The organism is Natronococcus sp. A-GB7 (assembly GCF_029688865.1).
GTDB lineage: Archaea > Halobacteriota > Halobacteria > Halobacteriales > Natrialbaceae > Natronococcus.
The window spans coordinates 139,363-162,681 of sequence record NZ_JARUKV010000004.1 but is presented as its reverse complement, the minus strand read 5'-3'; the positions used below and the strand labels follow the sequence as shown (position 1 = coordinate 162,681).

The following is a 23,319-nucleotide window of genomic DNA, read 5'->3' as shown; positions in this document are numbered from 1 at the left end:
CGGCGTCGGTACTACCCGTCTCCGTGTGCAAGTACTGTAACTACTCGTTTACCGACGGCTGGGGCCAGCTGCTCGAGTACGACGACGTCTACCAGAACGCCCTCCCCGAGTCGGCGACGACCCAGTCGACACACGGCTTCCACGAGTCCTGGGACGAGCTCAGCGACGAGCTCGAGTCATAGATACCACAGAGCGGATACCCGCGACTTTAGGCGCAGGGGGAAGCGCGTCACTCCGTTAGTCAGTTCTCGCCCAATGGCCCGTCGGAATCCAACCCCTTCGCACCGCGGAGCAAGATCCCTTTCCAAGTCAGACCGTGCGAATCCTTTATTTCGCTTAGTCGTTCGTACTGTTCCTCGTCGTCGATCTCAATCTTTATATAGCGCACACATATAGGTAACATTTCCGTTGCATTTATGATTCACGGTGTCGTATTCGTGATTGTGATGACGACTGCCACGAAAACGCTCGAGGCCACCCTCGTTCCACCCACAACGGGCAAAAAGCAACAGCTCGAGCGTACCGTGGCGACCTACCGCCGTGCCCTCAAAAACGCCTTCGAGAGTGGCGCAGATACACAGTCGGCGGTCAACGACGTCGTCACGCCGTACACGCTCACGTCTTACGCCAAAGACGCGCTCAAAAACTACGTTCCGCAACTCTTCAACACGTATGATGCGTCGGAGATCGAGGACGACCATCCGGTTCGGTTTACGAATCGTGGATTCACTCTCGACCACTCCGACAAGAGAGAACACGAGTTCTGCTGGCGTGTTCCACAGGCCGGACGTGGCAACGCCTTCTGGATTCCACTTCGGATTAACCCCGAACAGGAATCGCTCTGGTTCGACCTCCTTGACAGGGACGTGTCGATCTGCGAGTTCCGACTCCAACAGCACCGTACGAATTGGGTGCTGCACGTCACCGTCGAGTACGAGGTAACCGAGCCAGACACACCGGACGACCCGACTAGAATTGGGTTCGATATCGGAGAATCCAAGCTTCTGACGGGCTGTGCCTGTCAGAACGACGCTCCGACCAAACCGTACATCTACGACGGCGGTCACGCTCGAGCACTCCGCAAGGAGATGTACACGACACTCAAACGACTGCAAGAACGTGACGTCGCTGAGTGGCGTGTGGACGAACGCTTCGACCACTTCCAGAACGCTTTGACAGATATCGTCGAGAAAGGATCTTGCGAAGCCGTCGAGTACGCCGAGTCCTTCGAGGACCCTGTGATCGTACTTGAGGACCTGTCGTACATCCGTGAGAACTTGGACTACGGGAAGTATATGAATCGGCGCTTACACTCGTGGGCGTTCGCTCGACTCACCGGCCGAATTGAGGACAAGGCTCTAGAAGCCGGTATCCCGGTCGAGTTCGTGAATCCGCGCTACACGTCTCAAACATGCCACGCCTGCAGACATATCGGCCGTCGTGGTTCGCAAGCCGAATTCAACTGTACGAATCCGGAGTGTTGGGTTACGGAGTATCAGGCGGATATCAACGCAGCAGCAAATATCGCTGATCGCGTTGACCCGTGGGGAGAGAGCGTTCCTTGGAAACCGGAACGCGATGACTCGCCTCGGGATGGGAGCTCCCTTGACAGTGCCACAGCTCACCGCGAGATGAGTGCGAAGCCCGCACAGACGACGCTCACGGAGTGGAGCTGAAACCTCTCCAGTAGCAGGCTGGATTCCCCATGTCGGGGATTACCCTGCCTTCAGGCAGGTGGAGGATGTCAAAGCGGGAACGGGTCGGCCCAGCTCTCGGCTCCGTCCCGCTCGTCCGGGTCGACGAGCATCGCCTCGAGCTCCCCCCGAATTCGTTCCTCGTCCATCTCGCGGCCGATGAACACGAGCTGGGTCCGTCGGTCGTCGTCGGGCCGCCACTCGCCGATCGGTCCCGCCTGCACAGCGGGGCCGGCCTGGCTGAGCCCGATCACCTCCTCGCGGCCGGCGACGTGACAGACACCCTTCGCGCGGACGATCGAGCCGTCCCACTCCTCGAGCCACGCGCCAAGCTCGTCGGGTCGGAAGGGGTCGTCGGCACGGAAGACGAACGAGGAGACGCCGTGGAGGTCGGCGGCGGACTGTCCAGGTCCGTGGTGGTGGTCGTGGCCGTCGTCCTCGTCCTCGTGTTCGTGTTCCGCTTTCGCGTCTCCGTGCTCGTGACCCCCGTGACCGTGACCTTCGCCGCGCAGCTCGCGTTTCCACCCCTGCGAGCGCTTCGCTTCCGTGAAATCGAAGCTTCCCGTTCCCAACACGAGATCGGGATCGATCTCGGAGTAGCTCGTTCGCAGCCGCTCGGCCCTGGGCTGGAGTCGGTCGACGACGGTCTCGATCTCCTCGAGGACGTCGTCGGGAACCATGTCGGTCTTGTTCAACAGGAGGACGTCACAGAACTCAACTCCCTCGACGAGCACCTCGCTCAGCGGCCGCTCCTCGTCGGGCTGGGCACCCTCGGGGAGCGTCGCGCCCGCGTCGAACTCCTTCCAGAAGCCGTAGGTGTCGAGGACGGTGACCATCGTGTCCAGCCGGAACCGTTCGGTGGGATCGATCTCGCTGTCCTCGGTGCCCTCGAGAAAGACCCGCGCCACCGGAATCGGTTCGCTGATCCCCGACGATTCGACCAGCAGGTAGTCGAACTCGCGGCTCTCGGCGAGCCGGCGAGCCTCCTCGAGCAGGTCGCCCTGCAGCCGACAGCAGATACAGCCGTTCGAGAGGTCGATCACCCCCTCCTCTTCGTTCTCGCGGGCGATCAGGTCCGCATCGATGTTCACCTCGCCCATATCGTTGACGATCACCGCGATCTCGTACCCCTGCTCGTTCGTGAGCAGATGGTTGACGAGCGTCGTCTTCCCGGCACCGAGATAGCCGCTGACGATCGTCACCGGGATCCGGCCGTCCTCTGGTCCTGACATAGCGTACCGTACAGCACGGAAGCCGGCTACTAAACGGCGCGGGTAACCAGTTGCGGCCTTCCGGAACTGGGGTCGCCGGTTTCGCCGCTTTCGGTGTCGTGTTGCGGCCCCTTCCAGGTCGGCCAGCGCCGATACCGAGCGGTCCGTACCGGAACGTAGTCGACTAAAGCGAAAACGGCGTTCGAGAGATCGATATATCACTCTTAGCAACCGCTTTACAACGATATCCGGTTTTCTTCACGTGATGACCTCCGACAACGTCGAAGGGGAATCAGATGGCTTCACTCGGCGAACGTATCTTCTCGGGATAGGTGGTGCCGGACTCGCGGGGACGGCTGGCTGTCTCGGCGACGGCGACGGTAACGGGGACGCATCGAACGACGCTGGAAACGACGACTCCGGCTCCGGCACCAACGATGCCGACTTCCCGGAGTACGACTCCGAACTCGAGCCCGGCGACGGCGACGAGTACGTCGAGATGTTCCCGCAGCCGGCCGAGGAGATGTACGAGCTGGGCAACTACCAGGCGGACAAGCAGGGCCTTCTGGAACCGCTCGAGGATCCGCGGGACGAACCCCGGTACGGTGACGAGCTCTGGGAAGTGGACGACGAAAGCGAGTACATCTCGCCGGATCCGATCGAAATGACGTTCGTTCCGGACGAGGACCCCGCGGCGTTAGAGCGGGCGATGGAGCCGCTCATGGATCAGATCGAGGAGTACACGGGGCACTCGGTCAACTACGTCCCGGTCGACTCGTACGCGGCGACGGTTGAGGCGATGCGTGCGGGGCGACTGCACTTCGGTCGGGTGAGTGGCGGAACGATGCCGTATGCGGCCAACATCGCCGGCGCACACCCGATCGCCCATATCATGGAAGACGATGAATACGGGAACGCCTTCTGGATGGTTACCCGACGGGACAACGACGAGATCAACACGGTGGCCGATCTCGAAGGCATCGAAGTCACCCACGCCGATCCCGGCTCCGGGTCCGGGAACCTCGAACCGCGAGTGTTCATCGAGGACGACGCCGGGCTGGTCGCCGAAGAGGACTACGACGTCGACTTCTCGGGCGGCCACGACACGTCGCTCAGGGGTATCGAACAGGGCGACTACGAAGTCGGTCCCTGCGGCGGACCGACGTTCGCGAACATGGTCGAACAGGGCCAGATTGACCCGGAGAACTTCAAGGTAATCTACATGGGGCCGGTGATGCCCCGGGGCCCGATGTCGTACGTTTACAACCTCGAGCCCGACCTCGTCGAGGGGATTACGAAGGCGCTGCTCGAGCACGATTATTCCGGGACCGCTATGGAGGAAGAGCTCCAGTACAACAACTTCATCGAGGTCGACTACTATACAACCTACGACCCGATCCTGCAGGTCCACGAGGCGCTAGGCGAGGAGTACGACATCGACGAGATGGACGGCTGAGTCGGTCCGTTCGCACCGTTCCCCTCGTTCGGTGGGGAACACGGCCTGTATCGACTACCGAACGAACGTTTCAACACGATGTTACGTGTACGAGAACTAGCGAAGACGTATCCAGGCGGCGAAGAAGCGCTAACCGGCGTCTCATTCGACGTAACCGGTAACGAGGTCGTCGCGATCATCGGACCGAGCGGGGCCGGAAAGAGCACGCTTATCGAGTCGATCAACCGACTTACCGAGCCGACTCGGGGAACGGTCTCCCTCGACGGAACCGAGCTGACCGACCTCTCGAAGCGCGAACTGCGACGCGCCCGTCGGGACATCGCGATGATCTTCCAAGAGTATAACCTGGTCGAACGGCTCACGGTGATGGAGAACGTCCTTTCGGGCCGGCTCGGCTATCTGAGCACCTGGAAGGCGTTCCGCCGGAAGTTTCCGAAGGAGGACGTCGAGTTCGCCCGTGAGACGCTCGATCGAGTGGGTCTCGGCGGTCACGAACGTGATCGCGCCGACGAACTCTCAGGCGGGCAGCGACAGCGCGTCGGGATCGCCCGTGCAGTCCTCCAGCGACCGAAGATCATGCTCGCCGACGAGCCGACCAGTAGCCTCGATCCGGAAACCTCCCGTGCTGTGATGGAGCTACTCACCGAGATCGCTCGTGACGAGGACATTCCTGTGTTGATCAACATTCACGAAGTCGACCTCGCGCTCGAGTACGCCGATCGGCTCATCGGCCTCGCCGACGGCGCGGTCGTCTTCGACGGACCGCCGGTCGAGCTCGATGCGTCGGCTAGGGATCGCATCTATCGCGACGGCGACCCATCCGAGTCCGATTCCGATCCGGACCGAGCCGCGGAAGCGACGGACGAAACCGACAACGGGCCGTCGCTCGAGAAACGGGAGATCCAGCGGGGGCTCAACTGACCGTGGTTCGAGCGATCACGAACCGATTTCGCTCCGACGACGGGTCCGAGTACGTCGTCTGGCGTCGACCGACCGCCTTCCCGAGCCATCGGGTCAAGTACCTGACGTACGCGATTCTGGCTGCGTTCGTCCTCTGGAGCGCGTGGGCGATCCGCATCTCCCCAGAGCGGTTCCTGCAGGGAACCGGAGCGACCGTCGAGTTCCTCGCGTCGATGTGGCCCCCGGACTTCGGTCAGCGGGAGCGCGAACTCATCAGGGAAGGCGTCGGCGAAACCCTCGCGATGGCGGTCATCGCGACCATTGTTGGCGTCATCGCCAGCGTTCCCGTCGCGTTCGCGGCGGCTGCGAACCTCGCACCGCGACCGGTGTACTACCTCGCACGCGGACTGATCATGATTTCGCGGTCGTTCCACAGCCTCATTATCGGTATCATCTTCGTCGTCGCGGTCGGGTTCGGCCCCTTCGCTGGCGCACTCACGCTCTCGTTCGCGACGATCGGCTTCTACGGGAAGATCCTCGCGGAGGACTTAGAGAACATCGACATGAACCAGCTGCGCGCCATCGAGGCTGCCGGCGGGAACAGGCTGCAGGTCATCCTCTACGGGGTCGTTCCGCAGGCGTTACCGCGGATGATCGGGCTGGCGATCTACCGATGGGATATCAACGTCCGCTCGAGCACCATCATCGGCATCGTCGGCGCCGGCGGGATCGGCTTCACGCTACTCAACGCGTTCGACCGCTATCAGTACGACTTCGCGCTCGCGATCCTGCTCGTTATCGTCGCGATCGTGCTCCTCGGCGAGGTCGCCAGCGCGATGATCAGGAGGCGGATCCGCTGATGCTCGAACCGACCGCCGAGGAGTACGAGCGCTGGCAGCGGTACGACGTCAAAACCAGGATCCTGCGGTTCACGGCCGTCCTCCTCGCGATTCCGGTCGTCGTCTACGCCTGGCAGATCCTCGGGATCAACTACGGCTACCTCTCGACATCGGTCCAGGCGGTCGGGGACCTGCTCTCCCGGATGTATCCGCCGAACTACGGCTACACCGGCGAGATCGTCGGGCCGATGATCGAGACGATCAACATCGCCCTGCTCGGAACCGGGCTCGCCGCCGTCCTCTCGGTCCCGATCGCCTTCCTCGCGGCGAGCAACACGACACCGAACCACGTCACGTACGTGATCGGACGGCTGCTCATCACCGTCACGCGAACCGTCAGCACCATCATCTGGGCTATCATCTTCGTGATCCTGTTCGGTCCCGGTGCCTTCGCGGGGGTCCTTGCGGTCGCGATCCGATCGATCGGCTTCATCGGAAAACTCCTCTCTGAGGCGATCGAGGAGATCGATCCCGGCCAGGTTCGTGCCCTCGAGTCCGCGGGCGCGAACGGGCGTCAGCGCCTCATCTACGGCGTCGCACCCCAGGTGATGCCGCTGTTCGTCGGCATTACGACCCACCGGTGGGATATCAACATCCGGTCGTCGACCGTTCTCGGGTTCGTCGGCGCCGGCGGAATCGGGCTCGAGTTGACGGGGCTCATGGATTTCTACGAGTGGCAGTCGGTGTCGGTAATCCTGCTCGCAATCTTGCTCACCGTCGTAGCCAGCGAGCTGGTCTCCGCGAAGGTCAGGAAGCTGGTAAGCTAACCGTTCGATTCGCGTTTCTCGACCGTTCGAGCTGACCCCCACGACGTTCAGCTCTGAATTGCGAATCGATATCGTTCCACCGTCCTCGCTCGCCCGCTCTCGAGTCGTACGGACCAGTACGTACCGATCGCGACGCAGCTGTATCCGACCGCACGCCTCCTAGAAACGTTATTTTTCGGTGACGGCGTGGCGAACAGCATGCATCCACGGCTGCGTGTGTCGCGGGAAACCGAGGGGTTGCAGTCCGGCGTCGGTGTCGTGACGTCGAATCGAGCGAACGGGCTGGAGCTCGTCCGATGACCGATAAACCGCTGTCGGCCGTCGGCGACCGCCTCCTCCTGGGACGGCTCGAGCGGCCCCGCGCGCTAGAGCCCCGACGGATCGCCGTCGTCGGCGATCCACACGTCGCGACGCGCGCGACGGGAACGTATCGCGTCTTTCATCGAACCGAACAGCGGCTCCGGGCGGTGATCGACGACATCAACGACCGGGACGTCGACCTCACGATCTTCCCCGGAGACCTTACGAAGGACGGAGAGCCCTGGAACTACGAACGGCTCGATACGCTGCTCGAGGAGCTCGAAGTTCCGTTTCTCGCGACCCCGGGTAACCACGATCTCCAGAAGCGAAGCGACGACCACCGCTGTCCGTCGGCCGCGGCGTTCGCGGATCGGTACGCGAACGGCTCGCTGCCGGCCCGCTACGACGTCGGCGACGTCGCGTTCTTCGTCGTCGACAGCGCTTCCGGTGGCGACGGCCCCTACGTCGACACCCACCGCGGACGGATCTCGCGGCCCCAACTCGAGTGGCTCGAGGAGCGGCTGCCGGCGGCCGAGACGTCGATCGTCGTCTGTCACCACAATCCGATCCCGATCGTCCGCCAGCCCCTCTGCCGGACCGAAACGTGGGAGACGTTCACGATGCGAGAGCGCGAGCGGTTCGGCGCGATCCTCGAGCGCCACGACGTCGACCTCGTCGTCTCCGGCCACCACCACCTCCCGTCGCTGGTGAGACGGAACGGGGTCCGACAGCTCGTCTCGCCCGCGGTCGCGTCGTACCCGCAGGCGTACTGCCTGCTCGAGATCGAGGAGACCGGAACGAACGTGTGGCTGGTCTCGCACGCGGGCGAAGTAGGTCGGACGGAAGCCTACCAGTTGCTGGCCGAGGGGCCGGCGTTTCGACGAACGTTGCTCGGAATCACCGAAACGACACTCGACGACGCGCCGGTGCTCTACGAGCCCTCCCGAATCGCTCAGGCACCACTAACCGACTGAAATCTCGCCGCCGAACCGAAAATGGTGTCTGCAGCCTCGCCAGCCGAGCGCTTCAACCGAGAGCAGAGACGACAGCGTAGCAGTCATCACGGGCCGACATCGAACGGCGCCGTCCGATTTCCCGCCCCGATCGACGACCGCCCCACTTACGGACCGATCCTCGACTCACTCGTCACCTCGAGGACGTTGCCGGCGATCGCTCCCGTTCGCCGCAGGCTCTCGAGGACCGTTCCGTACCGGTAGGCGTCGGGATCGTCGCTCTCGGAGAGTCGACGATCCAGCTCCTCGATCGCCACGAGGGCGTCCTCGATCGCGTCGTCCGCGCGGTCTCCCTCCTCGGTGAGCGCCAGCTCGAGGGGGCGTCGCGCGTCGGCACCGACGGTCTCGATCGAGTCGCCGATCCCGTCGGCGGGCGGGCCCGACTGGGCGACGGCGACGGTCGCGATCCGTTCGGCGTGGTCGGCGACGCGCTCGAGCTGGCGGGCGATCCGGTAGTCCCGAAACGCCGAGGCCCGATCCGTGCCGAGCCGGTTGATCTCGTGGACGTCCTCGAGGCCGCAGTGGAACCCGCGACTCACGAACGCGAACAGCCGATCGACCTCGTCGTCGCGGTCTATCACCCGGCGGGCGAGTTCCTCGTCGTCCCGCACCAGCGCCTCGAGGGCGTCGGCGTGCATCTCGAGGGCGAGCTGGCGCGCCTGAACGAGCGTCTGTGGCAGCGAGACGTCGTCGACGTCGAGCAGGTCCTGGACGACGATCCGCTCTCCGGCGTCCTCGACGATCTCGACGCCGACGAGCCGACCGACGACCCGATCGAGCGCGCGCCGGGCCTCCTGGCCGAGCCCGTCGGCGCCGACGATCGTGATCCGGTCGCGTCCGACGACGTACGCCGAGCGAACGCGTCGCAACACGGTTTCGTCGTCGACCGCCGCGGCGTCGACGGTCGCGCTTCGATCCTGGTCGGGAATGGTCTCGGCCGAGGCGACGACGCGGTCCTCGTGGGGGTAGAGATGCATCGACATCCCCGACTCGAGCTCCTGTGCGAGGGCCCACTCCTTCGGCAGGGAGACGACGAACGTGGAGTTGCCCGCCAGCTGAACCTTTCGTTCGACGGGCTCCCAGGATCCGTTCTCCGAACGGTGCTGACTCATCAGTAGATCAGCTCGTCGTCGTTGTCGACCATGTACAGCGTTCGCGCGGCGATGTTGACCGCGTGGTCGCCGACGCGCTCGAGGTCGCGGATCGTCAGCAGCATCCGGGAGACGTCCTCGAGCAGCGACTCGTCGCCGACCTCGGTCTCGAGCAGGTCCTCGATGACGACCTCGCTCGCCCGCTCACAGCGCGCGTCGACCTCGTCGTCGGCCGCCGCGACATCGTACGTCGACGGGGCGTCGTCGGTCGCGTAGGCCTCGATGGCGTCTTCGACCATTCCGACCGTCCGCTCGCCGATCGCCGTAATATCGATATCCGGATACCGGCTCCCCTGGCCGCGATCGGCGTACTCGGCGATGTTTACGGCAAGATCGCCGATCCGCTCGAGGTCCGTGATGATCTTGAACGAGGAGGCGATGAAGCGCAGGTCGCCCGCGACGGGTTGTTGAAGCGCGATCAGCTCGATGCAGCGTTGCTCGAGCTCGAGGTACAGCTCGTTGAGCTCGTGGTCCCCCTCGATAACGTCCTCGGCGAGTCTGGCATCCCGTTGCTCGTAGGCCTCGAGTGCCCGCCGGAGTCGCCGACAGGCGAGGGCAGACATCTCTACGACGTCCGTACGAAGCGTCTCGAGTTGTTGCTGGTAGTCCGTTCGTGACATGGTTAGCCGAACTTGCCGGTGATGTAGTCCTCGACCCGCGGGTCGGTCGGGTCCTCGAAGATCGTCGCGGTGTCGTCGAACTCGACGAGCTCCCCGCCGGTGAGGAAGACGGCGGTCTTATCCGAGATCCGCGCCGCTTGCTGCATGTTGTGGGTGACGATGATGACGGTGTACTCGTCGACGAGCTCGTCGATCAGGTCCTCGATCTTCGAGGCGGCGACGGGGTCGAGCGCCGACGTCGGTTCGTCCATCAGAATCACTTCGGGATCGGTGGCGATGGCGCGGGCGATACAGAGCCGTTGTTGCTGGCCGCCCGAGAGGTCGAGTCCCGATTCGTCGAGTTGATCGCTTACCTCATCCCACAGCGCCGCCCCGCGAAGGGCGCGCTCGACCGCGTCGTCGAGGTCTACGTCCTCGTCCGTCCCCTGGACGCGCAGTCCGTAGGCGACGTTGTCGTAGATCGACTTCGGGAACGGGTTCGGGGCCTGGAACACCTGCCCGATCTTCCGGCGCAGGGCAACCGGGTCGACGTCGTCGTCGTAGACGTTCTTCCCGTGGAAGTAGAGGTCGCCCTCGACGCGTGCGGCGTCGATGCGGTCGTTCATCCGGTTGATCGAGCGGAGGAACGTCGATTTCCCACAGCCCGAGGGACCGATCATCGCGGTGACTCGGTTCTCGGGGATCTCGAACGTGACGTCGTCGAGCGCCCGGTCGTCGCCGTAGTAAACGGAGAGATCCTTCGTCCGCACGATCGTCTCCGTGCGCTCGGCGTCGCGACTCGGGCTGGGCTCGGCGTCGATCTCCGTCTGTATCAGCGGGTCGTCAGTCGATTCGTCGACCGTTCGTCCGTCTGGCGTGTCACTAGACATTGCTTATCGTCCCTCCCTCGGTTTCGTACCGCCTGCGCAGGTATCCCGCGAGGACGTACAGGGCGATCAGGGCGACGAGCAGAACCACGATTCCGAGCGCCGCCAGCCCGTTGAACATTCGGTCGGCCTGGTACGTCCAGTTGTAGATCTGGGTGGGCATCGCGCTGAAGTCCGAAAGCGGCCCCATCGGGTATCGCGTCGCGTGCAGCAGCGTCCCGACCATGATCAGCGGTGCCGTCTCGCCGATCGCGCGGGCGAGCGCCAGGATCGTCCCGGTGAGAATTCCCGGCATCGCCTGTGGCAGGACCACCTTTCGGATGGTCTGCCACTTCGTCGCGCCCATCGCGTAGGAGCCGTCGCGGACGCTGCTGGGGACCGCACGGATCGACTCGATCGACGCGACGATGATGATCGGCACGATCAGCAAGGCGAGCGCGATCGCCCCGGCGAGGATGACCGATCCCAGCCCGGCGTCGTTGACGATGAGCGCCAGGACGAGCAGCCCGTAGACGATCGAGGGGACTCCCGCGAGATTCGCGAGGTTCGCCTCGATCAGCCGCGTCACCCGGTTCCGGGGTGCGTACTCGACCAGGTAGATCGCACAGCCGACGGCGATGAAAAACGCGAGCACGGCCGTCAGCACCATCAACCAGATCGACGCGAGTATCGACGCACCGAAGCCGGCCTGCTCCGCCCGGGAGGACGACGTTCCGGTGAGGAACTGTCCGATGTCGATGTCGAACGTGAGCAGCGCCTGTGAGGACTCCCAGAGCACGTCCAGGAGCAACAGCGCCAGCATGACGAGCCCGAACAGCGACGCCGCGGCGAGCAGGCCGTGGAAGAGCCGGTTGAGCAGCTTCTCCTGGCTGAGGTCGACGTCGGCGAAGAGCTCCTCCCGTTTCGTGCTCATCTGTACTCCTCCTGGAATCGCCGTTTCAAGAGATCGTTAATGAGGTTCATCGACAGGGTCATGAGGAACAACAGGAGGCCGACGGCGAACAGGCTCTGATACTCCACGGTCCCGACGGCGCTCGTCCCGCGAGCCATCGACACGAGGTAGGCCGTCATCGTCATGATCTCGTCGAACGGGTTGGCGGTGAGGTTCGCGTTGAAGCCGGCGGCGAGGGTGACCGCCATCGTCTCCCCGATCGCCCGCGAGAGCGCGAGGATGTACGACGCGAAGATTCCCGACACCGCGGCCGGAAGCACGATGCGCGTCGCGACCTGGTACTTCGTCGCGCCGAGGGCGTACGCGCCGTTGCGGAGATCGTCCGGCACGGCTTGCATCGCGTCCTCGCTGATCGAGGAGACCATCGGGATCGTCATCGTGCCGACGACGATGATACCCGCGAGCATGCTGTAGCGGCCGACGCTCTGGGCCATCATCCAGTCGGCCGCGGGCTCGAGAACGAACGGCGCGAGGTGGCTGATCGACTCGAGCCACGCGCCCGCCGGATTGATCAGGTTCGACGCGATCCCGCCCACGAGGACGGGCGTGACGAACGAGACGGCGAAGTAGCCGTAGACGATCGTCGGGATCCCGGCGAGCACCTCGAGGATCGGTTTCAGTCTGTTTCGGGTCGCGTCCTCGGCGTACTCGGAGAGAAACAGCGCGGTCGCGGTGCCGATCGGGATCGACACCAGTCCGGCGCCGATCGTGATCGCGAGGGTCCCCCAGACGATCGGGAGCACGCCGTGGGCGGGCGTCGAGTGATCGGGCGCCCACCGCGTTCCGCTGAAGAACTCGCCGAACGTCACCGTCCGCTCGAGGTCCGCACCGGCGATCAGCTCGCTGATCCGAGCGCCGAAGAAGTAGCTGGCAGCGTTGTCGAACAGGACCAGGAAGATAGCGATCGTCGTCAGGACGGTGACCAGCGCACACGAAAAGAAGACGCGCCGGATCCGTCTGTTCGCCTCGTGGTCGGCGTCGAGGCTGTCGTCGCCCGAAATCCCCGGTCCAGGTTGGTTTTCAGTGCTCATAGTAGCAGTTGTGAGGTCGCGTTCGCCGCGCTAGGGATCCTGTCGCTCGACCGTCAGCTCGTCGGGATCCTCGCCGATCTCCTCGAGGACGGAGTCGAGCTGGTCGTGGTTCTCGACGACGTCGTCGTCGGTCGCCCGATAGAAGCCGACCTCCTCGGCGAACCCGTGCTGGTTGTTGATGTAGAAGCGAGCGAACGAGCCGATCAGGTCCGGATCCTCCTCGAGCGAGGCGTGGTTGAAGTAAAAGAAGAGCGGCCGAGCGAGCGGGGAGTACTCTCCGCCCTCGATGTACTCCTCCTCGGGCGGGTAGAACTCGCCGTCGGTGTCACTTTCGACCTCGACGGCTCTGAGGGTTCCGTCTTGTTCTTGCAGACTGCGGAGGTGGCCGACGCCACCCCAGCCCAGCGCGTACTCGTTGTCGGCGACGGCGTCCCAGATCTCGTCGGTCTGGCTCGTCGCGGAGTAGTCGTCGCGGATGTTGCCCATCTCGCCGTTGATGTGCTCGGTGAAGTAGTCGAACGTTCCCGACGCGGAGTCCCGGCCGTGGAGCGCGATGTCCTCGTCGGGCCAGTCGTCGCGGACGTCGCTCCACTGCTCGACGTCGGACTCGAACTGCCAGATCTCTTCGAGCTCGTCGAGCGTGATCTCCTCACACCAGTCGTTGTCCTCGTTGACGCCCACCGCGAGGGTGTCCTGCCCGACGGTGTAGTGGGTGTAGTCGACGTCGTTCTCTCCGCACAGGTCGATCTCCTCGTCGGTGATCTCCCGACTCGCGCTCTGGAAGTCGGAGTTGGCCTGACAGAACTCCTGGAAGCCGGCGCCGGTCCCCTCCGGTTCGACGGCGACCGCCACGCCGGAGTACTCCGCTTCGAAGTCCTCGGCTGCGACCTGCGTGATCGGTGCGACGGTGTTCGAGCCGGACGCAGCAACGTCGCCCGACAGTCCGTCACCGTCCGAGCCCATACAGCCGGCGAGACCCGCCAGGCCGATCCCGCCGATAGTTGTGATCGCGGTTCGTCGAGTCAGTCCCCCGTTCGGGTTCTGGCTGGGTGCCATCGATCGGTCGTTTCGGTGCCGTGTATAAAAAGAGAGCTAAGATCTATATACTCCATATTGTAAGTATATATTCGTCTCGTCGATGGAACGTTCCGGTACGTACCAGTACGTAGGAACGACCCGTTTCGACGACCGTACCGATGGCTCCCCGTCCGACACTGGCATCGTCGTCTCGCCCGGCTACGAAACCTAGCTCGAACTCGAGAGCCGACGAAGCAACACTCCCGCGAGCACGTCCAGAACGCCGAAGGCGACGGCGATTCCCCCGAGCACGGTCGGCTCGAGTCCGAGTCCGACTCCGGAAGCCGCCTCGACGAGTCCGATAGCGCCCACGGCGAGAACGCCGACGGAGCCCTGAACCACGTCGGCGTCGTCGCCGTACACCAGTCCACCGAGGCCGAGCACCGCCACGAGCGCCGCGGCACCGACGTCCGGGAGCCCTGCCGCGGTGACGGCGAGCAAGACGCCACCGAGAACGACACCGACACCCGACTTCCGCAGGCGCGTGGGCCCGTCGGAAGACTGCTCGGTCATGCTCGAGAATCCGACTCCGACGACAAAACAGTTCTTCTCCGTCCCCTCGTCGAAAGTATGGGACTATATAGCAGTAGATAACCAAACGTTGTCAACGGATATAGTACGTTCACGGACGTATGAATCCGTTCTCGTCCCGTCGAGTTCCCCCTCCGATTTCCCGATTCTCTACACGTCTCTATAGATACGCTAGGCTTTATGTACTGGCGATCGAATCGACGGATATGGAGACGCGCAAGATCCAGGTGACCGGGGGCTCGACCTACACCGTCTCGCTGCCGAAGACGTGGGCGACGGCAAACGACGTCAGCAGCGGGATGACGGTCGAGATCTACGCCGAGGACGACACGCTCCTGATCACTCCGCAGAACGACGTCGACCATCAGGAGGGAACCCTCGAGGTCGCCTCGCTCGACGACGAGCAGTTAAAACGGGCGATCCTCACGATGTACGTCAGCGGTTTCGACGTCATCCGTCTGGAGGCCGGACGGATCACGACCGAGCAACGACGGGCGATCCGCAGCGCGATCCAGGGACTGATCGGGGTCGAGGTCGTCGAGGAGCAAAGCGGCTGTGTCGTCATCCAGGATCTGCTCGACTCCGCGGAGCTGTCGATCGTCAACGCCGTCTCCCGAATGCGTCTGATCGCCACCTCGATGCTCTCCGACGCCCTCACGGCGCTGGTCGAGAACGACGACGATATCGCCCAGGACGTCATCGAACGCGACGACGACGTCGATCGACTCTTCCTCGTCGTCTCGCGGATCTTCCGGGCGACGCTTCGCTCGCCCGGGGCTGCCGAGGGACTCGGCGTTTCCCGGGAGGACTGTTTCGATTACCACTCGAGCGCCCGCCAGCTCGAGCGCGTCGGCGACCACGCCGTCAAGATCGCCCGGCTGGCGCTCAAACTCGAGGAGATTCCCGAGGCCGTCGCCGAGGCGCTGTTGGCTCTCCACGAGGACGCGGCGGCGATCATCGAGCGGTCGATGGACGCGCTGTTCGCCGAGGAGAGCGACGAGGCCAACGAGTACGGCCACCGCGCGCTCGAAGCCGTCCCGGAGATCGACGAACACACCCGCCGCGTCGACGAACTCCTCCGGGATCTCGACCCCGTCCAGGCCCAGTCGCTCGGGCTGGTCCTCGACTCGCTCTCGCGCAGCGCGGACTACGGCGGCAACGTCGCGGAGACGGCCCTGCAGAAGGCCGCGCCCCGTCCCTGATCGACCGTCGGCTTGTGACCGCCGTCAGTCGTTGCCAGCGTCGAAACCCCCTTCCCGGACGGATTCCTACGGCGGGACAGCAATGGGACAGGCGACCGTCAGCGCGGGTGCGCGCCTCCACATCGGCTTTCAGAACCTCTCGCTCGCCCGGCGACGCCTCTATGGTGGCATCGGTGTCGGCCTCGAGCAGCCACGGGTAACCGTCACCGCCGAGCCCGCCTCGACGGTCGCGGCGTCGGACTCGCTCCTCGAGGAGTACGCCCGGCGAGCCGTCGACGTCCTGGCGGTTCCGGGTGTCGACGTCGTCCTCGAGGAGCGACTCCCTCGCCACGTCGGCCTCGGAAGCGGCACTCAGCTCGCACTCGCCGTGCTCGCGGCGACTGCTCGGGCGCACGGCCTCGAGCTCCGGGTCCGCGAACTGGCGCCCGCGATGGGCCGGGGCGGACGCAGCGGAATCGGCGTCGCGACCTTCGAGGACGGCGGGTTCGTCGTCGACGCCGGCCACCCGACGAGCCGGTTCACGACCGACCCGCCCGCGGAGGGCGACTGGACGGTCCCCCCGGTCGTCGCCCGCCACGGCCTGCCCGAGGACTGGCGCTTTCTGATCGTCGTTCCCGACGCCGACCCTGGACGCAGCGGCGAGAACGAGGACGCCAGCATGCGCGCGGTCGTCGAGCGAGCCGACCCCGCGGTCGCCGACGAGCTCGCTGGTGTGGTCACCCGCAAGCTGCTTCCCGCCGCGGCCGAGGGCCGTCTCGAGGCCTTCGGCGAGGCCGTTGCCGAGATCGGTCGCAAGAACGGCTCCTGGTACGCCGACGCCCAGGGCGGGGTCTTCCGCCCGCCCGCGGGCGAGCTCGTCGCGACCCTCGAGGACTGTCCCGTTCTCACGGGCGTCGGCCAGTCCTCCTGGGGTCCGGTCGTCTACGGGCTGACTGACGCCGACCATGCGCCGGAGGCCAGGTCGGCGGCCGAGGACGCACTCGAGGACGGCGGGTTCGGCGGCGAGGTCGTCCTCTCGGCTGCGGCGACGGCGGGGGCGAGGGTCGAGGCGGAACGGTGAGTTGATCTCGGCTGGTAGACGGGGCGCAGTCTTTTCAGAATGCGCGTGTGGTTCCTCTCACCGACAGAGTTCGACTACCCGCCGCATCACCGACAGTCACAGCGGTCAGCGTTCGGGGTGATGCTCCCGGTTCCGATAGCAAACGACGTGCGCCAGAGTTCGGCGGACGATCGGAGCACGTGTCCCCACGAAGCCGCGACACGTTCTGCCGGCCGTCTGCGAACTGCGGGAACGGTTTCCGAACGTGGACGTTCGGTGAGGGCCGTGCCACAGCGTGGACACGCATACTGGACGTAGTCGCCGCATGCGTGGACCACCCATTCTTCCTCGATCGGACTCGCGTGGTCGCACTCCCAGCAGAACAGCATCGATTTCCGACGAATCGGGTCGGTACTGCTGTCGTCATCCGGACGGGGAGGTGCCATCCCGTGAGAGCAGACCGAGAGGATGGATAGTTCTGTCTACCACCCTCATTGGCTTGTTAAAGGAATTAAACGCCGTACCACTGCTGAACGAGTGTCCACGAGCGGGCTGAGCGGCGGACGCTACGCGAGCGGTCGCCGTAACAGGGCAGCGGTACTCGACAGGGTCAGGATCGAGAGCGAGAGAGCCATACTCCGATTAACTGCTGAGTTGGGTGTCACGGTGTCCGAGCGAGGGAGTTTTGTCGCTGTACGTCCGTACGTGCGGACATGCAGTTCTGCGACGACTGCGGCTCGATGATGAAAGCCGACGGCGACCGCATGGTCTGTTCGAACTGCGGCGCCTCGAGCGAGCGCGACCGCGAGGCCGAAAGCGAGTTCGTCACGACCGAGTCCCAGACCGACGACGAAATAATCGAGTCCAGCGAGGACGCGAACTTCGAGGGCAAGCCTAAAGCGACCGACGTCGTCTGCGACGAGTGTGGCACCCAGGAGGCGTGGTACACCCTCAAGCAGACCGCCTCGGCCGACGAACCGCCGACCCGATTCTTCAAGTGTACGGAGTGTGGCCACCGCTGGCGCGGGTACAACTGACGACCCCTTGCGCCGATCGGACACCTCTCTCGAGTCGATCGATTTCGACTCTCGAGCCACCGACCGCGATCCGCTCGAGCCCGACGGTAACTACCGCTCCTTCCAGATCAACCCCTCGACGGTCGCCGACAACACCGTCTCTCCGGCGTCGTTCTCGCAGTCGACGGCCGCGACGAGGTCGTACCGATCCTCGCGCTCGTCGACGCGCTCGTAGCTCCACGTACAGACGATCCGTTCCCCGGTGTACACCGGTCGGCGGAACTCGAAGGTCATCGAGGAGGCCAGCACCTCGAGGTCGCCCCCGATCTTCGTCGGCAGCGTCGCCGTCAGCAGGCCGTGGACCAGCAGCCGTCCCTCCTCGTCGGGTTCGGTGTGACGGGGCTGGGTGTCCCGCGAGAGCTCGGCAAACTGCCGAACCTCCTCGGTCGTGAACGTGCGCTCGAACGCGTGGCTCTCGCCCTCGGTCGGTCGGTGCATGCGGTCTCGTTTTCCACTCTCGCGCGAACCCCTCGAGCTTTCGGCCGCGTCTCGAGCCCGCGCTCGAGGGCGGATACTCGTCCACTCACTCCTCGTCGGATTCGAATAAAGATCCTAATACAGACCCTATCCGATTGGAGATGCTACGCCCGCAGTGCGCCACTCCCTAATACTGGATGTTTGTAAACAGACATCATTATACTCTTTAGGCCAATGTGGGTAGAACATGTATCACGAATCGTTCGACTGCGTTCCGAGCGGATTTCACCACGGTCTGTTGCTCGAGTCGGATCGATCGAGCGGCCGGGAGCTGGCGACCCTCGATTCCGACCGCACCGGCGATCCGGACCCCGAGGTGAGTATCTGAGATGTCGGGCGGCGAGCCGTCCGACTCGGCCGCGGCCGGCATCCGCGGGCTCGGGGGATTCGGCGGGTTCGTCGTCTACCTCGCGCTCGGGGCGCCCGCCATCGCCGTCTCGCTGTCCCGCTCGGAGCCGACGTCCGTTCCGACGGAGACGCCCGTACCGGCGGCCGACTGAGCGCTCGAGCTACCGATTCGAGTCCCGTTGGCCCCTCGTTGCGGGCGCAACGTTCACAACCGTCCGCCCGAACTCTCGAGTGAATGGCAGACGGGCCGCGACTTCCCGGCATCGAGGACGAGGAGGACGAGGAGGATCCCATCGTCCTCCACGTCGACGCGGATTGTTTCTACGCCGCCTGCGAGCGGCTGCGCGAGCCCGAGTTACGGGGCGAACCCGTCGTCGTCGGGATGGGGTACGAGCCCGGCGAGACGAACGGGGCCGTCGCGACCGCTAGCTACGAGGCCCGCGAGTTCGGCGTCGAGAGCGCGCAGGCGATCTCGACGGCCCTCGAGCGACTTCCCCGCCGCGCGGCCCTGAGCCCGGACGCGGACGACTACGATCCCGACCTCGAGCCCGCCGACACCGGCCACTACCGTCCCGTCGACCTGGACTACTACGAGTCAGTCGCGAGTGACGTCCAGGAGATTCTGCACGACTGCGCCGACGTCGTCCGCGAGGTCAGCATCGACGAGGCCTACCTCGAGGTCACCGACCGGACCGCCTGGGAGGTCGCCGACGGCTTCGCCCGCCACGTCAAAGATCGCATCCGTCGGGAGGTCGGTATCGTCGTCAGCGTCGGGGCCGCCCCGACGATGAGCGCCGCGAAGATCGCCAGCGACTTCGACAAACCCGACGGGCTGACCGTCGTCCGACCGGGCGAGCTCAGCGAGTTTCTGGCCCCGCTCGAGGTCGACCTGCTCCACGGCGTCGGCCCCGTAACGGCCCGCGAGCTGCGGGAGATGGGCCTCGAGACCGCCGGCGACGTCGCGACGACGGATCCCGAACCGCTGGTCGAACGCTTCGGCGAGCGCGGCCGGGAGCTATACGACCGTGCCCGGGGCGACGACGACCGCCGCGTCGAACCGAAGGGCGACCCCAAGAGCTTCTCGCGGGAGTCGGCGTTCGCCGAGCCAGTCAGCGAGCCGGCGCCGAAGTACGAACAGATCGAAACGCTGGCGGCCGCGGTCGCCGACCGCGCTCGGCGAGAGGGGGCACTCTACCGGACCGTCGGCGTCAAGGCCGTCGAACCCCCCTTCGAGGTCAACACCCGTGAGCGCTCGCTGCCCGGGCCGATCGACAAGCCGGAGCTGGTCGAGGAGATCGCTCGAGAGCTGTTCGCGGAGTTCGAGCGCGAACCGGTCAGAAAGGTCGGTGTCAGGGTCGCGAACCTCGAGTTCGCCGCGGCCGATCAGACCAGTCTCGAGGGCTGGGCGGGGACGTCCGATACCGCAGACGAACCGACTGACGGAACCGGCGCCGATCGGGACGACGACCCGACTCACGACGAGGGTCAGTCCTCGCTCGAGGACTTCTGACTACCCCACGAGCGTCGCAACGCCCTTGGTTTGACGGTAATCCCGTCCGAGGATCGCCTCGAGGCGCGCGACGAGCGCTTCCCGTTCGGTATCCTCCCACTTGCCGGGCTCCTTGATCGGGACGACCAGAAAGCCCCGGCCGCGGATCTCCGTGGCGTGGAGTGCGGCCATTTCGAGGTCGATCCGATCGCGCTGGGTGGTGTACCCCTCGAGGACGCGGTCGGTCGCCCGTTCGCCGACGGGCATGAGAATGTGGGCGTTGATCGCGCGCAACTCGGCGTCGAAGTAGCGCTCGAGGTCGTCGTACTCCCGGTTGGTCGGGGCGTCGCCGGCCGGCAGCGTACACATGTGGACGTAGCTGGCGAACAGGTTCTCGAAGGCGGGTTCGTCCCGCGGACCGCTCTCGAAGCCGACCTCGCGGAGAACCGCCCGCAGCGGCTCGACCTCGGGGGCGCTGAAGGGGACGCCGGTGTCGGCACCGCCGTGGACGCCGGGGTGGTCGCCGATCAGGTGGAAGTCCGCGTTGGCGTCGCCGTAGCCGAAGACGGCGGGTCGGTCACCGGGAGGGCTCCGGTCGAAGGGCGGTCGCATGCCGAACGGGTTGCTCGTCCTGTCGGTGACGTTTTGCACGCCCCGAACTGAGGGGTTCGGCTCCCATAACGACCGCGGTTGGGCGCGATCGACTCAAGGCGTTCGGGGGGAGAACTTATCAACGATCGGGAACCAGTTACCCGAGATGTACCAGTACGGTCACTACGGCGCCGCCCTGCTCGCGTACGCGCCGATCGGTGCCGCGGTCGCGCTCGCCGGCTTCGAGGCCGTCGCGATCGTCGGCGGCCTCGTCTGCGTCTCGCTGTCGACGCTGCCCGACGTCGATCACCGGCTCCCGCTGGTCGCACACCGCGGCCCGACCCACACGCTGCTCTTCGCGGCGCTGATCGGCGCCGCCCTCGCCGCGGCTACCGCCGTCCTCGTCGAGGCCACGTCGCCGCTCGTCGACGTCGCGTTCGTCGGATTCGCCTTCCTCGTCGGGGCGCTTTCGATCGGCTCGCACCTGCTCGCCGACGCGCTGACACCGATGGGGATCAGACCGTTCTGGCCTCTCTCGAGGCGACGGTACACGCTGAACGTAACGCCCGCGAAGAGCCCGGTGGCGAACTACGCGTTGCTTCTCGTCGGCGTCGCGGCGACGGCCGCGGCTGCGGGAGTCGTGGTCACGGCCGGATAGCAGCAAACGGCCGTACTCGTTTCTCTATCGGTAATCCGGTACGAACCGCGTTACGTACAGATCGGAGAGGTAACGAGGATAGCAATCGATCTATCTGATAACCGTGGTTATACTCCCGAATATGGAAGAAGTATGCAACACCGTCAAATAATCAGCGACACCGACGCTGAGATCTTGAACTGTGGTTGGTCAGCAAGCGTTTCGAAGAAAGAGGACGGTACCGACAGTTAGATGCCGTCTTCTTCGTCGTCCATCATCTCATCGTCGTCTTCTTCGTCGTCCATCATCTCATCGTCGTCTTCTTCGTCGTCCATCATCTCATCGTCGTCGTCCTCGTCGTCGAAGGTAACGGTGACTTCTTCGTCCATCCCATCAACCTCGACTTCCTCTTCGGCCTCGTCGTAGTCATCGTGTTCAACGACGACCGTATACTCGCCATCGGTGACGGTAGCCTCTGCTTCACCGTCGGCATCGGTCTCGGCCTCGTCTTCCTCATCAGGCCAAATCCCACCGAGTAGCCCTTCCTCGTCCTCAACGGTGACGTTCGCGCCCTCGACAGGCTCGCCCATCTCGTCTTCGACGGTGACTGTGAGTGTATATTCCTCTTCCTCCTCATCATCTTCCTCTACGTCGTTCTCCTCGTCGTCAACGGGATCATCGTCCTCGTCATCGATAGGATCATCGTCCTCATCATCGGCAGGGTCATCCTCGTCAACGGGATCGTCGTCCGGGTCATCTTCCGGATCTTCGGGGTCCTCTTCGTCGTCGGCACAGCCCGCAAGGCCGACAATCGTAGCCGCACCTGCCGCTTCTACGAACCGCCGTCTGTTGAGTTTTAGTTTGGGCATATTCCATTATCAGAGTACTAGCGAAAGACAGGTAACTCACGGGCCTGCAGGACCATGTATATAGTTATCGTATCTCTCTATTGTTGCATCGTCGACGGTTGCCGAGCTTACTGAAAACACCTGTAGCCTTCCTCGAGATCTCAATAACCAAAATTAGAGCACTTCTATAATAGCGAGCCGGGGACTTATTCTGCTAGAGAGCATCACACAATACACGGAGTAACCGCGATACAGAGGTGAACCCCCATGAGCAACAAGGACGAAAACGAGAGAGAAGACAGTGAATGAGATGGATCCGTACGCGATCACCAACAAACTAACCCCTCTCTTGCAAGAGCCATCGAGGGGTCACTTCAAGCAGGATTGCGATCGTTGTCAGAAGGATTAGAAAAGGTGGTTGGAGAAGACGCGAAGCGCTCCTCGAGAGGTCCTCCTCGATCACGCCCACCTACTCAGAGAACGAAGGCAAATCAAAACCAGCAGATAGACGGTATGGAACGAAACCAAGCACGCAAATCTGAGTCTACAGACGGTTTAATTGATACTCGCCTTAGCGACGGCGAGTTTGTTGTCGTAGCTGACCTTCCAGGGGCAAACAAAGAGGATCTCATAGCTGGAATCGATTCAAGAACGAACGAACTCATCATCAAGAAAACAGGTACTACTGTTGGACGGGTGGAACTTCCGTGGTCTTCGGCTGAAATGCGAAAAGCATGGTTCAAGAACGGTATCCTCGAAGTGTATATACGATCGGACGGCACCGAGCCGTCCGAGAAATTCCCCTTCTTGAGTTATCCGCCGCTAAAGCGGTATACAGGCGGACTACGCATCATGTCGGACTATCCACTCGATCTGCGGTGGCGCGCGCTGTCGACCGGCTGAACGTCGGTGAGGACGGTCGACGACACTGTGCGAGGTCTTCGTGAACAGCGTGGACGAAGGCTTGTCAGAGCGCGCTCTGACAGTGGATGAACGAGCGACAGCGAGCGTAGCGCGGAACCGCAGGTTCCGCGGACCATGCAAACGGGCAGTGCGCGGCGCGTAGCGCCGCGACTGTCGGGACGGCGGAGCCGTCCCGCAGCGCCCGTGAGCAGAAATCGGTTGGAGAGGGCGTGGCGGTCCC

Annotated in this window: 26 protein-coding genes; 15 read left to right on the top strand and 11 right to left on the bottom strand. The window is 64.1% G+C overall.

The genetic code is table 11. The features are described 5' to 3' along the window. Positions 1–23: 23 nt before the first annotated feature. Together QA609_RS05460 and QA609_RS05455 are read left to right on the top strand one after the other, a co-directional pair. A complete protein-coding gene (locus tag QA609_RS05460; RefSeq protein ID WP_278301566.1) occupies positions 24–182 on the top strand; it encodes a hypothetical protein in 159 nt (52 codons plus the stop codon). 261 nt (positions 183–443) lie between these two features. Further along, a complete protein-coding gene (locus QA609_RS05455; RefSeq protein ID WP_278301565.1) occupies positions 444–1,676 on the top strand; it encodes a transposase in 1,233 nt (410 codons plus the stop codon). A gap of 68 nt (positions 1,677–1,744) precedes the next feature. Here the strand turns inward: QA609_RS05455 and QA609_RS05450 are convergent, their stop codons facing one another. Further along, positions 1,745–2,926 carry a GTP-binding protein gene (locus QA609_RS05450; protein ID WP_278301564.1) on the bottom strand — a complete coding sequence of 394 codons (1,182 nt, stop codon included), beginning with the start codon at positions 2,924–2,926 and terminating at the stop codon, positions 1,745–1,747. A 244-nt stretch (positions 2,927–3,170) separates the two neighbouring features. Here QA609_RS05450 and phnD point away from each other — a divergent pair, with 244 nt between their 5' ends. From phnD to QA609_RS05425, 5 genes are all read left to right on the top strand, one after another. Then, positions 3,171–4,361, top strand: coding sequence for a phosphate/phosphite/phosphonate ABC transporter substrate-binding protein (gene phnD / locus QA609_RS05445; RefSeq protein ID WP_278301563.1), 1,191 nt, complete (start codon positions 3,171–3,173; stop codon positions 4,359–4,361). Positions 4,362–4,439: 78 nt separating this feature from the next. Then, complete coding sequence (gene phnC / locus QA609_RS05440) at positions 4,440–5,282, top strand: phosphonate ABC transporter ATP-binding protein (RefSeq protein ID WP_278301562.1); 843 nt, start codon at positions 4,440–4,442, stop codon at positions 5,280–5,282. 2 nt (positions 5,283–5,284) lie between these two features. Next, entirely contained in the window at positions 5,285–6,121 is an 837-nt protein-coding gene (phnE, locus tag QA609_RS05435; RefSeq protein ID WP_278301561.1) for a phosphonate ABC transporter, permease protein PhnE, read from the top strand. Next, on the top strand, positions 6,121–6,927 hold the full coding sequence (gene phnE / locus QA609_RS05430) for a phosphonate ABC transporter, permease protein PhnE (protein WP_278301560.1): 807 nt from the start codon (positions 6,121–6,123) through the stop codon (positions 6,925–6,927). Before phnE (QA609_RS05435) ends, phnE (QA609_RS05430) begins: the two co-directional genes overlap by 1 nt. A 296-nt stretch (positions 6,928–7,223) precedes the next feature. Then, entirely contained in the window at positions 7,224–8,201 is a 978-nt protein-coding gene (locus tag QA609_RS05425) for a metallophosphoesterase (RefSeq protein WP_278301559.1), read from the top strand. 146 nt (positions 8,202–8,347) lie between these two features. Here the strand turns inward: QA609_RS05425 and QA609_RS05420 are convergent, their stop codons facing one another. From QA609_RS05420 to QA609_RS05390, 7 genes are all read right to left on the bottom strand, one after another. Beyond that, positions 8,348–9,352, bottom strand: coding sequence for a phosphate uptake regulator PhoU (locus QA609_RS05420; protein ID WP_278301558.1), 1,005 nt, complete (start codon positions 9,350–9,352; stop codon positions 8,348–8,350). Further along, the gene (gene phoU, locus QA609_RS05415) at positions 9,352–10,011 is read right to left on the bottom strand and encodes a phosphate signaling complex protein PhoU (RefSeq protein WP_278301557.1); all 660 of its coding nucleotides are present in this window, start codon (positions 10,009–10,011) and stop codon (positions 9,352–9,354) included. Before phoU ends, QA609_RS05420 begins: the two co-directional genes overlap by 1 nt. 2 nt (positions 10,012–10,013) lie before the next feature. Next, positions 10,014–10,880: a phosphate ABC transporter ATP-binding protein PstB gene (gene pstB, locus QA609_RS05410; RefSeq protein WP_278301556.1), complete on the bottom strand. Its 867-nt coding sequence runs from the start codon at positions 10,878–10,880 to the stop codon at positions 10,014–10,016. After that, a complete protein-coding gene (pstA, locus tag QA609_RS05405; RefSeq protein ID WP_278301555.1) occupies positions 10,873–11,790 on the bottom strand; it encodes a phosphate ABC transporter permease PstA in 918 nt (305 codons plus the stop codon). Before pstA ends, pstB begins: the two co-directional genes overlap by 8 nt. Further along, entirely contained in the window at positions 11,787–12,860 is a 1,074-nt protein-coding gene (gene pstC / locus QA609_RS05400; RefSeq protein WP_278301554.1) for a phosphate ABC transporter permease subunit PstC, read from the bottom strand. Before pstC ends, pstA begins: the two co-directional genes overlap by 4 nt. Positions 12,861–12,890: 30 nt before the next feature. Continuing rightward, a complete protein-coding gene (locus QA609_RS05395) occupies positions 12,891–13,916 on the bottom strand; it encodes a PstS family phosphate ABC transporter substrate-binding protein (RefSeq protein WP_278301553.1) in 1,026 nt (341 codons plus the stop codon). Positions 13,917–14,105: 189 nt separating this feature from the next. After that, positions 14,106–14,450 carry a hypothetical protein gene (locus QA609_RS05390; protein ID WP_278301552.1) on the bottom strand — a complete coding sequence of 115 codons (345 nt, stop codon included), beginning with the start codon at positions 14,448–14,450 and terminating at the stop codon, positions 14,106–14,108. Positions 14,451–14,674: 224 nt separating this feature from the next. Between QA609_RS05390 and QA609_RS05385 the strand changes: the two genes are divergently transcribed. From QA609_RS05385 to QA609_RS05375, 3 genes are all read left to right on the top strand, one after another. After that, on the top strand, positions 14,675–15,670 hold the full coding sequence (locus QA609_RS05385; RefSeq protein WP_278301551.1) for a phosphate uptake regulator PhoU: 996 nt from the start codon (positions 14,675–14,677) through the stop codon (positions 15,668–15,670). Positions 15,671–15,752: 82 nt separating this feature from the next. Next, on the top strand, positions 15,753–16,730 hold the full coding sequence (locus QA609_RS05380; protein ID WP_278301550.1) for a beta-ribofuranosylaminobenzene 5'-phosphate synthase family protein: 978 nt from the start codon (positions 15,753–15,755) through the stop codon (positions 16,728–16,730). 692 nt (positions 16,731–17,422) lie between these two features. Continuing rightward, the gene (locus QA609_RS05375) at positions 17,423–17,746 is read left to right on the top strand and encodes a transcription factor S (RefSeq protein ID WP_005559661.1); all 324 of its coding nucleotides are present in this window, start codon (positions 17,423–17,425) and stop codon (positions 17,744–17,746) included. 90 nt (positions 17,747–17,836) lie between these two features. On the opposite strand, the gene QA609_RS05370 is transcribed toward QA609_RS05375, so the two are convergent. Further along, positions 17,837–18,223 carry a MaoC/PaaZ C-terminal domain-containing protein gene (locus QA609_RS05370; protein ID WP_278301549.1) on the bottom strand — a complete coding sequence of 129 codons (387 nt, stop codon included), beginning with the start codon at positions 18,221–18,223 and terminating at the stop codon, positions 17,837–17,839. Between the two features lie 226 nt (positions 18,224–18,449). On the opposite strand from QA609_RS05370, the gene QA609_RS05365 reads away from it, so the two are divergent. From QA609_RS05365 to QA609_RS05355, 3 genes are all read left to right on the top strand, one after another. Further along, positions 18,450–18,590: a hypothetical protein gene (locus QA609_RS05365; protein ID WP_278301548.1), complete on the top strand. Its 141-nt coding sequence runs from the start codon at positions 18,450–18,452 to the stop codon at positions 18,588–18,590. A gap of 1 nt (position 18,591) precedes the next feature. Further along, positions 18,592–18,762 carry a hypothetical protein gene (locus QA609_RS05360; protein ID WP_278301547.1) on the top strand — a complete coding sequence of 57 codons (171 nt, stop codon included), beginning with the start codon at positions 18,592–18,594 and terminating at the stop codon, positions 18,760–18,762. A gap of 83 nt (positions 18,763–18,845) precedes the next feature. Beyond that, entirely contained in the window at positions 18,846–20,120 is a 1,275-nt protein-coding gene (locus tag QA609_RS05355; protein ID WP_278301546.1) for a DNA polymerase IV, read from the top strand. Here QA609_RS05355 and QA609_RS05350 read toward each other — a convergent pair whose 3' ends face one another. Then, positions 20,121–20,750 carry a uracil-DNA glycosylase family protein gene (locus tag QA609_RS05350; RefSeq protein ID WP_278301545.1) on the bottom strand — a complete coding sequence of 210 codons (630 nt, stop codon included), beginning with the start codon at positions 20,748–20,750 and terminating at the stop codon, positions 20,121–20,123. It abuts the gene before it with no gap. Positions 20,751–20,856: 106 nt separating this feature from the next. Here QA609_RS05350 and QA609_RS05345 point away from each other — a divergent pair, with 106 nt between their 5' ends. Next, positions 20,857–21,348, top strand: a complete 492-nt coding sequence (locus QA609_RS05345; protein WP_278301544.1) for a metal-dependent hydrolase — start codon at positions 20,857–20,859, stop codon at positions 21,346–21,348. A gap of 227 nt (positions 21,349–21,575) precedes the next feature. Here the strand turns inward: QA609_RS05345 and QA609_RS05340 are convergent, their stop codons facing one another. Beyond that, entirely contained in the window at positions 21,576–22,196 is a 621-nt protein-coding gene (locus tag QA609_RS05340) for a carboxypeptidase regulatory-like domain-containing protein (protein ID WP_278301543.1), read from the bottom strand. A gap of 492 nt (positions 22,197–22,688) precedes the next feature. Here QA609_RS05340 and gvpH point away from each other — a divergent pair, with 492 nt between their 5' ends. Continuing rightward, positions 22,689–23,078, top strand: coding sequence for a gas vesicle protein GvpH (gene gvpH, locus QA609_RS05335; RefSeq protein WP_343233786.1), 390 nt, complete (start codon positions 22,689–22,691; stop codon positions 23,076–23,078). The last annotated feature ends 241 nt before the right edge of the window (positions 23,079–23,319 follow it).